Raw genomic sequence first — 15,969 nt, forward strand, 5'->3', positions numbered from 1 at the left:
TCCCAAATTTTGGCAATTTTGGCAATTCCGGCGATCTTGGCAATCTCTAAGTTTACTTCCCAGTAACTCTTTCGCCCACCCCACCCCCCTTAGGACCGCTTTTGTTGCAAACAAAGGGTAAAGTGCAATTCGACCGGCCGGTGACCGGACGGTCGAAGCCTCTTTTGCCACTCCTTTTGGCTCCCAATCAGGCTGCTTTTTTCGAGGGCCTTTTTCGTGAGAAGTTTACCAAGTACTAACTACCATCAAGTTGTCAAAGAGCTTCCGTCCCACCGCCTGGGCGATAGGGACCTTCGCAGCACGTCGGACTTTGACTACGCCAAGATCGCATTATACGCTTTTATTTCGCTTCGTCAAACCAGGAAATCGCGCCCCATGCATCTACGCCGCCTCTGCTCTCTTCCCACGAAAATACTCCGTGGCCGCCGGCCGAAAGAGAAAATAGGCAAACACCGCGAGCAGCAACAAATGCATGAAGAACTGTTGCGTCGAGTGCAAGGCGCCAATCGCCACGTGGCAGGCAATCCAGGCAATCGCCAACCAGCGCGCCCAGTTATGGCCGCGAAGCACGAACACACCAGCGAGAATCGCGAGAAGCCGGAGAAGCGCGATCCCAACCATGTCATGTTGAAACAAATGCTGGGCCTTGAAGTCCGGCAGGTGGTAAATCAGCCCGACAACGCCCGCCGCGATGTAGATGCAGGCGATGATGGTCACCGGGAGTGGCCGCTTGGTCATAAGATGTGGGTGTAAGGACCTTTTTGCAAACCGACTTTTTTGCAAACAGATGGTACAAGGAATTGAATTCGCTTAACAATCCAGCGTTGACGGATGGAGTGATTTTCCTGCGGCCCCACACGCCTGAAGACGCAGCCGATCATCTGGCAGGTGAAGATGATGACATGGCGAAATGGCTCAGCGGCGGACGAAGTACGCCGGCTGGCGTGAAAGCGTTCATTCGAAACGCTCAAGAGAGTTGGAGAACCGGTGGCCCGCGCAGACCTTTTGGAGTTTTCGATTGCGCCAGCCGGCGATTGATCGGCTTTGTTGAGGTCAACCTGGCGCGCCTTGCTGGCCCTGGGCAAGTCAACGTTTCTTACGGCGTCTTCCAGAACTGGCGGGGCCAAGGCATTGCTCTGCGGGCCATCAATCTCATGGAACAGTATTTGCAAAGCGCAACGGAGGCGAAACAGATGGTGCTAAGGATCGTGCCGGAGAACGCGGCGTCTATCAGGGTGGCGGAAAAGAGCGGCTTCACGTTGCTGGGTGTGTTTGACGAGCCTGAAGGACGGCTGGTACGTTACGTAAAGGATATGAGATCTTGATGTGGTTGAGGGTTATGATTTCCCACCCTTTCGCAAAAAGCGCGAAAGGATGGGCCAGCCGGCCCTTTCGCGGTCATCTATTTAGAGCAAGAATCCACAATCACCCTCTGGGCTGTCGCCCACGGCAGCCGACGACCGGAGTACTGGACAGATAGGCTGTGATCGTTGTATTCCCCGCGTCGCCAACACCGGCGAAAGCGAAGGCCACCCCAGCGGTTAATCTCCGTGCCTCCGTGTCTCCGTGGTGGATTTTGCCGACGGTTCCACGTAAGCATGTGTGGTATCTTCATTCCAAGCCACGGTGCTCTGGAGCTGTCTTTGGCAACCAACCCGGAACATTTTGACGTACTGATCATTGGCGCCGGCCTCTCCGGCATTGACGCCGCGCATCACCTGCAGAAATTCTGTCCCGGGAAAAGCTACGTGATCCTGGAGCAGCGCGAGCGCATTGGCGGCACCTGGGACCTGTTTCGTTATCCCGGCATCAGGTCCGATTCGGACATGCTGACCATGGGCTACTCGTTTCGTCCGTGGACCTTGCCCAAAGCGATATCGCCGGGCGAGGACATCCGCGAGTACATCACGGCCACGGCGCGGGACGAAGGCATTGACCATAACATCCGCTTTCGCCACCAGATCAAGCGGGCGAGCTGGTCGTCGGACGAGGCGCTGTGGACGGTCGAGGCCGAAATTGCGAAGCAAAAGCCAGCCGCGAATGGCGCGAATCACACCAATTCGGGGACAAGTGCAGAGGCAACCGGCCATATAGGCGCCGACGGGAACGGTACGGCTGCAGGAGCAGCAGGGACAACGGCAGTCGCGAACAACGCTAGCGGTGTTGCAGCGAAGAAAGTCACTTTCACCTGCAACTTCCTCTTCTCCTGCGCCGGCTATTATCGCTATTCGGCCGGCTACCTGCCCGAATTCCCCAACGCCGGCCGCTTCCGGGGACGCATGATTCATCCGCAGGCCTGGCCGACCAAAGTGTCGGCCGACGGAAAGACGGAGGAAGGCCTGGACTATGCGGGCAAGCGCGTGGTGGTCGTCGGCAGCGGAGCAACGGCGGTCACGCTGGTCCCGGCCATGGCCAAAACTGCCGCCCACGTGACCATGCTGCAGCGGTCGCCGACGTACGTGATCTCCGCGCCCGAAAAAGACGCCATCGCAAACTTTCTGCGCCGCATCATGCCCGATATGTGGGCCTACCGGCTCAGCCGCTGGAAAAACGTGGGATTCATGACCTACATCTACCAGCTCTCGCAGTTGATGCCCAACTTTGTGAAGCGCGGCATCATCAAGAAGGCGCGCAAGCAACTGGGCACGGACTTTGACGTGGAGACGCATTTCACCCCGCGCTACCGGCCCTGGGAGCAGCGCATGTGCCTGATCCCCGACGCGGACATGTTTGAGGCCATCAAAGCGGGCCGCGCCAGCGTGGTCACCGACCAGATTGAGACCTTCACGGAACGCGGCATCCTGCTCAAATCCGGCAAGGAACTCGAAGCCGACATCATCGTTACCGCGACCGGCCTGATGATGCAGGCCTTCGGCGGCATGGAGCTTGCGGTGGACGGCCACGCCGTGGATCCGGGCAAGGTCCTGGCTTACAAAGGCGTGATGATGTCCGGCGTGCCGAACTTTGCGTCGGTGTTCGGCTACATCAACGCCTCATGGACGCTCAAGGCCGACCTGATCTGCAATTACGTCTGCCGGCTCTTGAATTTCATGGACCGCAAAGGCGTGCGACAAGTGACTCCCAAGCCGTCTTTGGGGAAGAACGGCGGCGAGCGTGCCGTGGCGCCCTTCGTAGAGAACTTCACCCCCGGCTACATTCAACGCGCACTGGCCAGCTGGCCGAAGCAGGGAGCGAAGAAGCCGTGGCGCGTGTATCAGAACTATTTCCGCGACACCATCAGCCTGAAATGGACCCGGGTGGACGATGAAGGGCTGGAGTTCTCAAACCCGGCGGGGGCCGCGGCGCAGAAGCCGAAGTCGCTGAAGGAAGTAGCAGCTAGCAGCTAGCAGCTAGCCACAAGAAAAACCTTATCGCTGATCAACGCTGATCGCTCTGATCAGGACTTGATCGAACGAATCTCACCGCAAACGGCGCGAAAGTCGCAAAGCAGCGGGAATTTCCGACTTGCCGGGGCGAACAAAAGGTGGTATACTAACCTGATTTTTCGGACGTGCCAGTTGGCGCTGGGTCACTGGCGGCAGTCGGCGGGTTGGCAACCGGGGAGACCGAGGGTAGTCGCCGGGGATGGTCCGGGGATGTATCGCGTAAGTGCTTTGTTTTCCTAGTTGAAGGGGACGGGAGAGGGGGAGGGATCGCCGTGATCGCGCGAAATCGCAACGTCATCGCCGAAATCGGGAAACCAGCCCACTTCAGAGCAAGGGGAGCAAGCTGTCCAGCAACTCTTCTCCGTGCCTCCGTGGTGGATTTTTTCATAAAGGATGTAAATGGACTTCAGGCTAGCAAGCGACTACACGCCCAAGGGCGACCAGCCCCGGGCCATTGACGAACTCACGCGCGGCATCTATGCCGGAGAGAAGCACCAAGTGCTGCTAGGCGTGACCGGGTCAGGCAAGACATACACCATGGCCAAGGTGATTGAGCAGCTCAACCGTCCGGCGATTGTGCTGGCCCACAACAAGACTCTGGCAGCGCAGCTCTACCATGAGTTCAAGCAGTTTTTCCCCGGCAATGCCGTCGAGTATTTCGTCTCTTATTACGACTACTACCAGCCGGAAGCCTACATCCCAGCGGGCGACATTTATATCGAAAAAGAATCCACCATCAATGATGAGCTGGACAAGCTGCGGCTTTCCGCCACGCGGTCGCTGTTTGAGCGGCGCGATTGCGTGATTGTCGCGTCGGTCAGCTGCATTTACGGCCTGGGATCGCCCGACGCCTATTACGGCATGCTGCTGTTCCTGGAAAAAGGCCAGAAGATCTCGCGGCGCGACATTCTGAGCAAGCTGGTGGAGATTCTCTACGAGCGCAATGACGTGGACTTCAAGCGCGGAACGTTTCGCGTGCGCGGCGACACCATTGAAGTCTTCCCCACCTATGACGACAACGCTTACCGCATCGAACTCTTCGGCGACGAGGTGGATTCGCTTTCCCAGATTGATCCGCTCTTCGGCACGGTGAAGCAGAAGTACACGCGACTGCCGATTTATCCCAAGAGCCATTACGTGATGTCGTCGGCGACCAAGAACCACGCCATGGAAACCATTCTGGAAGAGCTGGGCTGGTGGGAAAATGAGCTGCAGAAGGAAGGCCGGCTGGTGGAATCGCAGCGCATACACCAGCGCACGCGCTTTGACCTGGAGATGATGAAGTCCGTGGGCTACTGCCACGGCATTGAAAATTATTCGCGGCATTTCTCTGGACGCCTGCCCGGCGAGCCGCCGCCCACGCTGCTGGATTACGTTCCCCGCGACTTCATCATGTTCATTGACGAATCGCACCAGACCGTTCCGCAACTGCACGCCATGTGGCACGGCGACCGCTCGCGCAAAGAAAACCTGATCCATTACGGTTTCCGTTTGCCATCGGCGCTGGACAATCGTCCGCTGAAGTTTGAGGAGTTTGAAGGCCGGGTGAACCAGGCGATTTACGTTTCCGCCACGCCCGGTCCGTATGAGCTCACCAAGTCCGCTGGAGTCGTGATTGAACAGATCATCCGGCCAACAGGACTGGTTGATCCGGAAGTGGAGATTCGTCCGGTCAAGGGCCAGATTGACGACTTGCTGCATGAGATTCGCGATCGCGCCGGCCGCGGCGAACGCGTGCTGGTCACCACGCTGACCAAGCGCATGTCCGAGGACCTGGCCGAGTATTATGCGGAAGTTGGCGTGCGATGCCGCTACATGCACTCAGAGATCGAAACCCTGGAGCGCATCAAGCTGTTGCGCGATCTGCGCAAAGGCGAGTATGACGTGCTCATCGGCATCAACCTGCTGCGCGAAGGACTGGACCTGCCGGAAGTGTCGTTGGTGGCCGTGCTGGACGCCGACAAGGAAGGCTTCCTGCGTTCCGCCGGATCTTTGATTCAGACCGTTGGCCGCTGCGCGCGCCATCTGCATGGGCGAGCGATTCTCTACGCGGACCGCATGACGGATTCGATGAAACGCGCCATCGACGAAACCGACCGCCGCCGCGCCATCCAACGCGCGTACAACCAGGAGCACGGCATCACGCCGGAGAGCATCATCCGGCCGCTGACCATGTCGCTGGCGGGCATTGCCGAAGGCGATTACGTGGACCTGACGCAGGAAGCCGAAGGCCTGCCGGAATTCAAATCGCAGGAAGAACTGGACGCTTACATCGCCAACCTGGAAAGCGATATGCGCGAAGCTGCCAAACGATTTGAGTTTGAAAAAGCCGCCAAGTTGCGCGATACGGTGAGGGATTTGAGGACGAAGGAGTTTTTGTTTACGTGAAGCCGTCAGCAATCAGCATTCAGCAGTCAGCCAGATTCGGTGCGACATTACCGGGCTTTGGCGCCTCCGCGGTGCGCCCTCGTTTTCGGCTTCTCCGGCGTGCCGGTCATCTGCGCCAGGCGATGTTCCAGGTCGTCACGCTTCAGCGCGCCTTCCACTTTGCCGGCGATCTTCCCTTCGGCGTCAATGAAGATGGTGCCGGGAAGCACTTGGGCCAGGCCAAAGTCCTCCAGCGTTTCAAAGCCGGCGCCGAGGAGCAGCGTCAGGTCGTCAGCGTTGTGTTTGTGCAGGAAGGGCTGAAGCTTGTCGCGGTCCAGTTCGTCGTCAAGCGACGCCGCCAGAACAATGATCTTGTCTTTGTACTTCCTCTGCATCTCATTGAGCAGGGGCAGTTCCTCGACGCAGGGCACGCAGTACGTCGCCCAGAAATTGAGGACAATTACCTTGCCCTTGTAGTCTTCCAGCTTGTGGTGGCCACCTTGGAGGTCCTGCAGGTCAAGCTTGGGCAGCGGCTGGGCGGACGCCTGCAGAGCCATCACGGCGAGCGCCGCGGCGAAGAGCTTTAAGAGAAAAGAGCGCATAGAGTTATGGCCTCAACTATAACCCACTTCGGCAAGGAAGGTTCCTGCGAAAATGGAGCGATATGTCGCAGCAAAGTTCGGTATGTTTCCAGTCGTCAACCCTGTGATTTCGCGGCAGACTGGGCCGGTTGGGACAAACGTGCGTTGAGAGAACTCACTGAAGCGGCACGGCGGAAGACGCACCTTCGGGGTCCTTCGACTCGCCCTAACTCCCTTCGGTCGCACGGGCTCGCTCAGGATGACACAACCTAAAGTGCGCTGCGCAGCGTCGCGTCGCTCAGGACGACACATCTTGAGTGAGTCGTGGATAATTGGGAATCGCTGTTCACGGATGCTTCGCCCGCGGCGCGAAGGCCTTGATCGCAACACTCGCAAAAACCAAACTCATTTAGAATTCAAGCCGCCGGACGGATGTGCTTAACAACCATGTTACCTGCCTGTTTGCTGCTGATCATCGCCGTCGCGAGCGGGACTCTGCTCACGTTCCTATACGACCGCACCGCGCCTCTGCCGGCCCGCGTGTGCATGGGCGCAGCGACAGGAGTGGCTTTGTTGGCAATGGAGGGTTTTCTGCTCGCACTGCTGCTTGGACTGAACGGGACGTCCGTCGCGATTGCCGCCGGCGCGCAGTTGTTGCCGGCGCTCCTGTTGGTCCGCCCGGCTTATCGCGAATTAGTCCGTAGCGCGATTACCACGACTTCGCAATCTGCGCGCGAAGCTTTCCGCCAGCGGCCGTATGCAACTCAGGGTTACGTGCTGTTCTACTGCGCCATCGCCGTGGTGCTGGGGCTGGTCTTCTCCGCCGGAGCCTATGAGTCGCCGCAGGGCATCTTCACCGGGATCGCCAACAACCTGGGCGATCTTCCATTTCATCTGCAAGTCATCTCCAGCTTCACCCAGGGCAACAACTTTCCTCCGGAAGATCCCACCTTTGCCGGCCTGCGCTTTGCCTATCCGTTCCTGTCCGATGTGCTCACGGCCATGCTGGTAAAGACCGGGGCTCCGGTCATCAGCGCCATGTGGCTGCAAAACGTCGCGCTGGCTCTGTCGCTCACCGGACTAATGCACTACTGGACCCTGGTGCTCACGCGCAGCCGGCTCGCCGGCATCATTGCTCCGCTGCTGGTCCTGTTCAGCGGAGGCTTTGGCTGGACGTGGATCCTGATGGAGCTCCACAACAGTGCCGGTGGTCTGGTCTGGCTGCTGCAACATCTCACCCACGACTACACCATTGGGCCGGACAGCATTCTGCGCTGGGGAAACTCGCTGACCACGCTCTTCGTCCCGCAACGCGGCATCTTGATGGGAGTTCCCCTGGCGATTTGCGTTTTCTGCCAATGGTGGCAGGCGATCAACCCTCCGCAAGACTCCGATCGCAAGCTGGACCATGACGAAGCCCAGCAACAGAACTCGCCAGAAAGACGAAGCCGCATGATCGCTGCCGGCGCTTTTGCCGGACTGCTGCCTTTGGTCCATGCGCATTCTTTTCTGGTGGTGATGGGCATGGCCGCTTGCTTGGCTCTGATCTTCCGGACTGAGTGGAAGACCTGGCTTCTGTTCTTTGAGACGGCCGTGGTCGTCGCCCTGCCTCAGCTCATCTGGCTGGCGCGCACCGGCGCCATCAGCGCGGGCAGCTACTTAGGCTGGCAGCCGGGATGGGACCACGTCACCAAAACAGCTGACTACAACGTGCTGGCCTTCTGGCTGGTGAATACCGGCTTCTTTATCCCGCTCCTTATGATTGCGTTGCTGTGGGAAGGGAAAGACTGGGCGCTGCCTCGGCGGCTGTTGCTGTTCTACGCGCCGTTTCTCTTGTGCTTCATCGTTCCCAACCTGACGCGCGTCGCCCCCTGGATATGGGACAACATCAAGGTCCTCTTCTACTGGTACGTGGCCTCCGTGCCGATCGTAGCGTGGCTGCTGGCTCGCGGGCTGCGCGAAAAATCTGCATGGCGATGGATCGCCGGCGGCGTTCTGGCGTCCATGATCTTGTCCGGCGCGCTCGATGTGTTTCGCGCAACCTCTGGCCAAGCCGCCTACCTGGAATTCAGCCCTCGAGATATCGCCGCCGCCCGGCTCATCACGGAAAAAGCCGGCCCGCGGGCCCTGGTTCTGCACGCGCCCACCTTCAACTCTCCGGTATTCTTAACGGGACGGCGGTCTCTGCTGGGCTATCCCGGATGGATCGCCTCACGGGGACTGGTCTATTCGCAGCGGCTTGCCGATATTGAACACATTTATGCCGGGTCGGCCGATGCGGACGCGCTTCTGCGGCAATACCATGTAGATTACGTTTTGATCAGCCCGGCGGAGCGCGAGGCCATGCGCATCAACGAAGTGTTCTGGGCGGGACATATCAAGGTGGCGGAAACTCCGGGCTATCGTCTCTACCAGATTCAAGGTTCAGGAGAAAAGGCGGAACGATGAAAGTTGGAATTCTTACCGGCGGCGGCGATTGCCCCGGACTCAACGCGGTGATCCGCGCGGTAGTCCGCAAGGGTGTGTTTCACTATGACGACGAATTCGTCGGATTCAAAGAAGGCTGGCGCGGCGTGCTGGAGGACCTGACGCAGCCTCTGGACCTGAACGCCGTGGCCGGCATCCTGCCGCGCGGCGGCACCATTCTCCGCACCTCGCGCACCAACCCGGCGAAGAAAGAAGGCGGCCTGCAGGCCTGCATCGCAAATCTGAAGAAGAACAAGATTGACGCGCTGATCGCCATCGGCGGCGATGACACGCAATCGGTCTCGCAAAAGCTTTTCGATCTCGGCGTGAAAATGGTTGCCGTGCCCAAGACGATTGACAATGACGTGGGCGGCACGGAAGTTTGTTTCGGTTTTGACACCGCCGTCAGTATCGCCACCGAGGCCATTGATCGCGTGCACACCACTGCGGAGGCCCACAACCGCGTCATCATGGTAGAGGTGATGGGACGCAACTCCGGCTGGATCGCCATCTACAGCGGCATTGCCGGCGGCGCGGACGTGATCCTGATTCCCGAGCGGCCATTTGACATTGACGAAGTGTCGGAAATCCTCAAGCGCCGCCATGCGCGCGGACGCTACTTCAGCATTGTCGTGGTGGCGGAAGGCTGCAAGCCCACCAGCGCGTCCGGTCTGGTCACGGAAAGCGACAAAATGGATGAGTTCGGCCACGTGCGCCTGGGCGGGATCGGCAACGTGCTGGCTCGCGAGATTGAGAAGCGCACCGGCTTTGAGACGCGCGCCGTGGTCCTGGGCCACACCCAGCGCGGCGGTTCGCCCACAGCGTTTGACCGCATGCTGGCCACGCGATACGGCATCGGAGCCATTGACCTGGTCCATCGCGGCGAGTTCGGGGCCATGGTGGCCATGCAAAACAACAAGATCACTTCCGTGCGCATCGCCGACGCCATTTCTAAAACCCGCTTTGTCAGCCAGGAGTTTATTAACGCCGCCCTCAGCCTGCATGACAAGCAGGAAGAGGCGATGCACCCATAGTTTAAAATCAGGCCGTAGACATGGCACAAGTCTCCGCCAAGGCGGCAAGGAAAAAAATCAAAACTCCCGCGCCCGCTGCGGCTTCCGCCACGGAAGCGCGCCCCAGCGTTGTGCCGCAACGACGTTTTTCATGGCCCAACGCTTGGTGGTGGATGGGAGCAGGACTTCTGCTGGCCGCCGCCGCATTGCGCCTCTACGACTTGAGCGCCAAAGTCATGCACCACGACGAAGGCGTGAACGGCGTTTTCACCTCCACGCTGTTCCACCAGGGCGGCTACAAATACAATCCAGACAATTTCCACGGCCCCAGCTTGTATTACGCCGCGCTGCTCACCACCAGCATCAACAGCTTCTTTTACGGGCGTGAGGGACTGAGCACGTTTGCCGTCCGCTTGGTTCCGGCCATCTTCGGCATCGGCGTGGTCTGGCTGCTGCTCTGCCTGCGCCGCCAGTTGGGGACATCCGGCGCCCTTTCCGCCGCCGCCATCGCCGCCGTCTCGGCCGGCATGGTTTTCTTTTCGCGATATTTCATCCACGAAATCATGTTTGTATTTTTCACCCTAGCTATCATCGTGGCCTGGCTCAGATATCGCGAGACGTCGCAACCGCGCCACTTCATCCTGGCGTCGGCCTCCGCCGCGCTGCTGTGCGCGACCAAGGAAACCTGGATCATCACCGCGGCCGTACTCCTGCTGGCGATTCCCTGCACCGTGGTCTACCTGGGTCTGCGCGGAAATCCTGACAAAGGCGCTGACGCGGACAAGAAAAATCGCGGGGAACTCGCGCCGCAGAACGCGAAATTGTTTCCCGCGTGGAGCCAGCGTCGCTTGTACTTGACGGCAGCGATAGTCTTTGTCGCCGTATGGGTGCTGCTCTATTCCTCGTTCTTCATGAATTTTCCCAAGGGCGTGGAAGATTCCATTAGCACCTTCAGGACGTGGTTCCACACCGGGCAGCAGAGAGACCACATGCATCCGTGGTCTACATATTTCACCTGGATGTGGCTGGAAGATGGTCCCATCCTGGTCCTGGGGGCGATTGGCGTGGTAGTGGCGCTGTTTCGGGCGACCAATCGCTTCGCTGTCTTCACCGCATTTTGGGCGATGGGAATTCTCGCGGCATATTCGCTGGTTCCGTACAAGACTCCCTGGCTGGCGTTAAGCATCCTGCTACCGCTGATCATTGTGGCAGGCTACGCGCTCGGCCAATGCTCTCGCGGATGGCAGCGCGCCGCAGCCATGATGGCGCTGGCCGCGTCCTGCGGCTGGTCCGCTTACCAGGCGATTGACCTCAGCTTCTTTTCCTATGACGATGATGTGCGGCATCCTTATGTTTATGCCCACACCAAGCGCGACTTCCTCGGATTGGTGGACGACGTGGAGTCAATCGCCGCGCACACGCGCCAAGGCAAGCAGATTGGCATCACCATCATGGCGCCGGAGCATTGGCCGCTCCCCTGGTATCTGCGCGACTATCCCAACGCCGGCTACTGGGGCCAAGTGGTCACCAACAACGTGCAGCCCATCATCATTGCTTATGACACGCAGATCGCCGAAGTCAACCGCCTCTTCGGCGACAAATACCGAATCATCAGCAGCCACTACCTGCGCGGCAACCAATTGGTCCTTTATCTGCGCAACGACTTGCAACCCTAGCTTTTGTTCGCCAGTTTTTGTTGATGACGAAAGACTTGAGGAGAGAGATGGCCCAGGAATCGTTCAGCCAAGAAACATTTGCCGCCGTTGACCAATATTATGCCGACCTGCTGGTCAAAGCCGGTCCCGCGCTGGACGCCGCGCTCCAAAGCAGTGACGCTGCCGGTCTTCCGTCCATCAACGTTTCGCCTAACGCCGGCAAGCTGCTCTTCCTGTTGGCGCGACTGATGGGAGCCCGCCGCATTCTGGAGCTGGGCACGCTCGGCGGTTACAGCACTATCTGGATGGCCCGCGCTCTTCCCGCGGACGGACGCCTGATCACTCTTGAATTCGACGCCAAGCATGCCGAAGTTGCCCGCGCCAACATCGCCCGCGCCGGACTCGCCCATCTGATCGAGATACGGATGGGACGCGCCCTGGACACGCTGCCGCAGCTTGCCGCCGACGGCAGCGGCCCGTTTGACCTGATCTTTATTGATGCCGACAAAGCGAGCTACCCGGACTACTTCACCTGGGCTCTGAAACTCTCGCGCCGCGGCACGCTGATCATCGCTGACAACGTGGTGCGCAAAGGCGCAGTGGCCGATCCCAACACCACTGATGCCAACGTGATGGGCGTGCGCCGGATGAATGAGTTGATCGCCGCGGAGCCGCGCGTGACGGCCACCGCCATGCAGACCGTCGGCGTGAAGGGCTATGACGGTCTGGCCTTCGCCCTGGTGGTCGGCTAGCCGCCGCCAAACATCGCCCCGCGACAAAAGCGAATTTCACGCGTCTATAATCCTTGCCATGTCTTCCCTGGTCCAGAACCTGCGCTTCGGCGCGCGCATGCTGCTCAAGAATCCGGGATTCAGCCTGGCCGCTATTGTCACGCTGGCGCTGGGGATGGGCGGCAACACCGCCATATTCACCATCACCAGCGCGCTCATGTTCAGGCCGCTGCCGTATGCCAGTCCTCAGCAACTGGTCGCACTGGACGCGCGGGACAAAGCGCAGAACAGCCGCTGCTGCACCCTGGGCTGGACAGACCTGATTCGCGAGCACAACCAATCTTTTTCCGGCTTTGCCGTGGCCGCCCTGGACGGCTTCAACCTCAGCGGCCGGGGCGAACCGCGGCAGGTCGCCGCCGGACGCGTCTCGCCGGAGTTCTTTGAGGTTCTGGGCGTGAAGCCGGAACTGGGCCGCGCCTTTCTTCCTGACGAAGGCCAGCCCGCGGGAAAACCGGTGGTGATGATCAGCAATGAACTCTGGCACAGCCAGTTTGGCGCGGACCGCAACGTCGTTGGCCAGACGGTGACGCTCGATTCCACCGCGTACACCGTGGTGGGCGTGCTGCCCGCCGGCATACATTATCCGTTTCTTGGCCCGGCGGACGTGTGGACGCCGCGCTACTTCGAGCATTCCTTGTTCACGCCGCAGCGTCTGCGCCAGGGGGTTGGCTACCTGAGCGCGGTCGCCCGGCTGCGGCCCGGCGTCTCGCGCGAAAAAGCGCTGGCGGAGATGCAGGTGCTGCACCAGCAATACCGCAAAGAAAATCCCGCGGCCCCGGACGCTGATCCAGGCATCGCGCCATCGGTCAGCAACCTGCAAGACTCCCTGGTCGCCAATCTGCGCTTGACCCTGTTGCTGCTGTCGGTTGCGGTGGGCGTGGTGTTGTTGATCGCGTGCGCCAACGTGGCCAGCCTGTTGCTCTCGCGCGCGCTGGCCCGCAAAAGAGAAATTGCGGTGCGCACGGCGCTGGGCGCGCAACGCGCAGCGCTCATCTTTCAACTGCTTACCGAAAACGTCCTGCTGGCGTTCGTCGGAGGGGCGCTGGGCCTGGGCCTGAGTTGGGCGGCCACCAGGTATCTGTCGTCGCTCAGCCAGAACAATCTTCCCCAGGGCATCCCCATCACCATGGACGCACGCGTCCTGCTCTTCACTCTGGGGCTCTCGGTCTTCACCGGGCTGGCCTTTGGCATTTTCCCCGCGCTGCAACTCTCGCGCACCAACGTGAATGAAACGCTGCGCGATGAGGGACGCGGTTCCACCGGCAGCCATCATCGGGTGCAGCTCCGCGGCGCGCTGGTGGCAGGCCAGGTGGCGCTGTCTTTGCTGCTGATGATCAGCGCCGGTCTGCTGGTGCGCAGCTTTTCCCGGCTGCTGCGCGTGGATCCGGGATTTGATCCGCAAAACGTGCTGACCATGAACGTTTCTCTTCCCACGGTGAAATACGCGGACACGCAAAAGCAGATCGCGTTCTTTGACGATTTGCTGCGCCGTGTGTCGGCGCTGCCCGGCGTGCGCTCCGCCGCAATCTCCGCCGCGCTCCCGCTCAACCCCATTCGCATCACGCCCATTCTTGCTGAAGGACAGCCGGAAGTGCCTCTGGGCGAGCGGCCCTTCACCATCATTGAAGCCGTCAGTCCATCGTGGTTCCGGACCATGAGCGTGCCGCTGCGCACCGGACGCCAGTTCACTGACGTTGACAACGCCGAGGCGCCCAAGGTCCTCGTCGTCAATGACGCGCTGGCGCGCCGCTACTGGCCGCATGAGAATCCAATCGGCAAACACATCGCCCTGGGCCGGCTGGCTCCCTCGGAAGTGGTGGGCGTGGTGGCTGACGTGAAGAACCGCGGCCTGGCGCAAGAAGCCCAGCCGCAGATTTACCTGCCGTTCCCGCAGCTCCCCTGGCGCAACATGAATCTGCTGGTGCGCTCCGCGGTTGCTCCCCGCAGCCTGGTCTCCGCAGTGCGCGGGCAAATTGCCGCCGTGGACGCCGATCAGCCGGTCGCCAACATTCTCACCGTGGACGACCTGATGGATGGCTCGCGCGCGCGGCCTCGCTCCATCATGCTGCTGCTGGGACTTTTTTCCGCAGTCGCGCTGGTGCTGGCGATCGTCGGCATCTATGGCGTGCTGGCGTACTCGGTGGCGCAACGCCGGCAGGAACTCGGCATTCGCCTGGCGCTGGGCGCGGAGAAGTCTGACATCTTCCGGCTGGTTGTGGGTCAAGGACTCTTGCTGACGCTCATCGGCATCAGCATTGGCCTGGTCACGGCGCTCATTCTTTCCTGGGCGATGTCCGGGTTGCTGTCGGAACATCTATATAACGTCAGCGCCCGCGACCTGGCAACGTTCTCGCTGGCGCCCCTGGCGTTCCTGGCGATCGCCGTTCTGGCCAGCTACCTCCCCGCACGCCGAGCGACCAAAGTGGATCCGACCGAGGCGCTGCGGTAAGAAAGCACCTAGCTACTAGCACCTAGCAATTAGCCAAACCACTGAAGACAAAAAGCGTGAAAATTACCAGACTGTCTGGCACTAAGCGTTGCGAAGCTAGCGGCTAGTTGCTAGCTGCTAGGTGCTAGCTGCTAGTTGCTTCTTCCTCACCGTCAGTTTCTCAATCAGATCTGTTCTGATCTTGAAACCGCGCCCTGCGCCTTGCGGCAGCGGGATATATCCCTGGGCGGAGATCTCAACCTCAGGTTCAATGATGTCTTCTTTCCAGTAGCGCTTGGACGCTGAGACGTCGCCCGGCAAGCTGAAATTCGCCAGCGTCGAAAGCGCGATGTTGTGCGAGCGTCCAATGCCCGACTCCAGCATGCCTCCGCACCAGACGGGAAGCCCCGCGGTTTGGGCCGCGTTGTGCACGGCGATGGCTTCGGTGAATCCGCCCACGCGGCCGACTTTCACGTTGATGATCCGGCACGCGCCCAGTTCAGCGGCGGCCTGCGCGTCGCGGCGGCCGTGGATGGCTTCGTCCAGACAGATGGCCGTCTGGAGCTGCTTCTGCAGCTTCGCGTGAAAATAGAAATCGTCATGCCACAGCGGCTGCTCAATCATCAGCAGGTTGAAGCGGTCAAAAGTCTTGAGATGCTCACTCTGGTCCAGCGTATACGCTGAGTTGGCGTCGCAGCTCAGCACGATGTCCGGCCAGCGCGCGCGAATTTTCTCGAAGACTTCCACGTCCCAGCCGGGTTTGCATTTAACTTTGATCCGGCGGTAGCCCGCGCTCAGTTCGGTGGCGATCTTTTCAAGAAGCTGCTCGTGTGAATTCTGTATGCCGATGGATACGCCGCATGCCAGCTCCGTGCGCGTACCGCCCAGCAACTTCCATAGGGGGACTTGCTTCTGCTGCGCTTCCGCGTCCCAAACGGCATTTTCCACCGCACACTTGGCCATGCGATGTCCGCGGATCTTGCCGGTCAGCGCGGGCACGTCAGCGCCGCGTTCAACGTTTTTGCCCAGCAACGCCGGCGCCAGGTAGCGTTCGGTGGCGTACCAGGCCGTGTCCACGGATTCTTCGCTGTAAAACGGGTCCTCGCCGGCCACGCATTCGCCCCAGCCTTCCGCGCCGTCGGTGTGCAGCGTGACCAAAAGGATGCGGCGCTCCGTGGTGCGGCCGAAACTGGTTTCAAAAAAGTGCACCAGCGGCATGTGGATCTCGCGCAGGGTAACGGCTTCAATCTTCATTCCATGCCCTCCTGGGGGCCTAGGCTAA

11 protein-coding genes are annotated in these 15,969 nt (G+C 60.1%); 8 read left to right on the plus strand and 3 right to left on the minus strand.

Annotation, left to right across the window (positions count from 1 at the left end; translation table 11 throughout):
• Window positions 1-381 precede the first annotated feature (381 nt).
• Window positions 382-738, minus strand: a complete 357-nt coding sequence (locus LAO20_18810; protein ID MBZ5533485.1) for a hypothetical protein — start codon at window positions 736-738, stop codon at window positions 382-384.
• Between the two features lie 62 nt (window positions 739-800).
• On the opposite strand from LAO20_18810, the gene LAO20_18815 reads away from it, so the two are divergent.
• The 3 genes from LAO20_18815 to uvrB all read left to right on the plus strand — a co-directional run bounded on the left by LAO20_18815 (window position 801) and on the right by uvrB (window position 5,774).
• Entirely contained in the window at window positions 801-1,325 is a 525-nt protein-coding gene (locus LAO20_18815) for a GNAT family N-acetyltransferase (protein ID MBZ5533486.1), read from the plus strand.
• 579 nt (window positions 1,326-1,904) lie between these two features.
• Window positions 1,905-3,347, plus strand: coding sequence for an NAD(P)/FAD-dependent oxidoreductase (locus tag LAO20_18820; protein ID MBZ5533487.1), 1,443 nt, complete (start codon window positions 1,905-1,907; stop codon window positions 3,345-3,347).
• 438 nt (window positions 3,348-3,785) lie between these two features.
• Window positions 3,786-5,774, plus strand: a complete 1,989-nt coding sequence (uvrB, locus tag LAO20_18825) for an excinuclease ABC subunit UvrB (GenBank protein ID MBZ5533488.1) — start codon at window positions 3,786-3,788, stop codon at window positions 5,772-5,774.
• Window positions 5,775-5,821: 47 nt separating this feature from the next.
• Here the strand turns inward: uvrB and LAO20_18830 are convergent, their stop codons facing one another.
• Window positions 5,822-6,355 (minus strand): TlpA family protein disulfide reductase, encoded by a 534-nt coding sequence (locus LAO20_18830; GenBank protein MBZ5533489.1) that lies wholly within the window; start codon window positions 6,353-6,355, stop codon window positions 5,822-5,824.
• Window positions 6,356-6,781: 426 nt separating this feature from the next.
• On the opposite strand from LAO20_18830, the gene LAO20_18835 reads away from it, so the two are divergent.
• From LAO20_18835 to LAO20_18855, 5 genes are read left to right on the plus strand one after another with little or no spacing between them, the layout of a single operon-like run.
• Window positions 6,782-8,782, plus strand: a complete 2,001-nt coding sequence (locus tag LAO20_18835; GenBank protein ID MBZ5533490.1) for a hypothetical protein — start codon at window positions 6,782-6,784, stop codon at window positions 8,780-8,782.
• Window positions 8,779-9,834: a 6-phosphofructokinase gene (locus LAO20_18840; protein ID MBZ5533491.1), complete on the plus strand. Its 1,056-nt coding sequence runs from the start codon at window positions 8,779-8,781 to the stop codon at window positions 9,832-9,834. Before LAO20_18835 ends, LAO20_18840 begins: the two co-directional genes overlap by 4 nt.
• A 20-nt stretch (window positions 9,835-9,854) precedes the next feature.
• On the plus strand, window positions 9,855-11,489 hold the full coding sequence (locus LAO20_18845; GenBank protein MBZ5533492.1) for a TIGR03663 family protein: 1,635 nt from the start codon (window positions 9,855-9,857) through the stop codon (window positions 11,487-11,489).
• A 47-nt stretch (window positions 11,490-11,536) separates the two neighbouring features.
• Window positions 11,537-12,220 (plus strand): O-methyltransferase, encoded by a 684-nt coding sequence (locus LAO20_18850; protein MBZ5533493.1) that lies wholly within the window; start codon window positions 11,537-11,539, stop codon window positions 12,218-12,220.
• Between the two features lie 58 nt (window positions 12,221-12,278).
• A complete protein-coding gene (locus LAO20_18855) occupies window positions 12,279-14,708 on the plus strand; it encodes an ABC transporter permease (protein MBZ5533494.1) in 2,430 nt (809 codons plus the stop codon).
• Window positions 14,709-14,825: 117 nt separating this feature from the next.
• Here LAO20_18855 and menC read toward each other — a convergent pair whose 3' ends face one another.
• The gene (gene menC / locus LAO20_18860; protein MBZ5533495.1) at window positions 14,826-15,941 is read right to left on the minus strand and encodes an o-succinylbenzoate synthase; all 1,116 of its coding nucleotides are present in this window, start codon (window positions 15,939-15,941) and stop codon (window positions 14,826-14,828) included.
• Between the last annotated feature and the right edge of the window lie 28 nt (window positions 15,942-15,969).

This window comes from Terriglobia bacterium (genome assembly GCA_020072815.1).
Classification (GTDB): domain Bacteria; phylum Acidobacteriota; class Terriglobia; order Terriglobales; family Acidobacteriaceae; genus Angelobacter.

Coding starts and splice junctions, on each gene's coding strand:
- uvrB (MBZ5533488.1), top strand. CDS start 3,786: ATGGACTTCAGGCTAGCAAGCGACTACACGCCCAAGGGCGACCAGCCC.
- LAO20_18830 (MBZ5533489.1), bottom strand. CDS start 6,355: ATGCGCTCTTTTCTCTTAAAGCTCTTCGCCGCGGCGCTCGCCGTGATG.
- LAO20_18835 (MBZ5533490.1), top strand. CDS start 6,782: ATGTTACCTGCCTGTTTGCTGCTGATCATCGCCGTCGCGAGCGGGACT.
- LAO20_18845 (MBZ5533492.1), top strand. CDS start 9,855: ATGGCACAAGTCTCCGCCAAGGCGGCAAGGAAAAAAATCAAAACTCCC.
- LAO20_18810 (MBZ5533485.1), bottom strand. CDS start 738: ATGACCAAGCGGCCACTCCCGGTGACCATCATCGCCTGCATCTACATC.
- menC (MBZ5533495.1), bottom strand. CDS start 15,941: ATGAAGATTGAAGCCGTTACCCTGCGCGAGATCCACATGCCGCTGGTG.
- LAO20_18840 (MBZ5533491.1), top strand. CDS start 8,779: ATGAAAGTTGGAATTCTTACCGGCGGCGGCGATTGCCCCGGACTCAAC.
- LAO20_18855 (MBZ5533494.1), top strand. CDS start 12,279: ATGTCTTCCCTGGTCCAGAACCTGCGCTTCGGCGCGCGCATGCTGCTC.
- LAO20_18850 (MBZ5533493.1), top strand. CDS start 11,537: ATGGCCCAGGAATCGTTCAGCCAAGAAACATTTGCCGCCGTTGACCAA.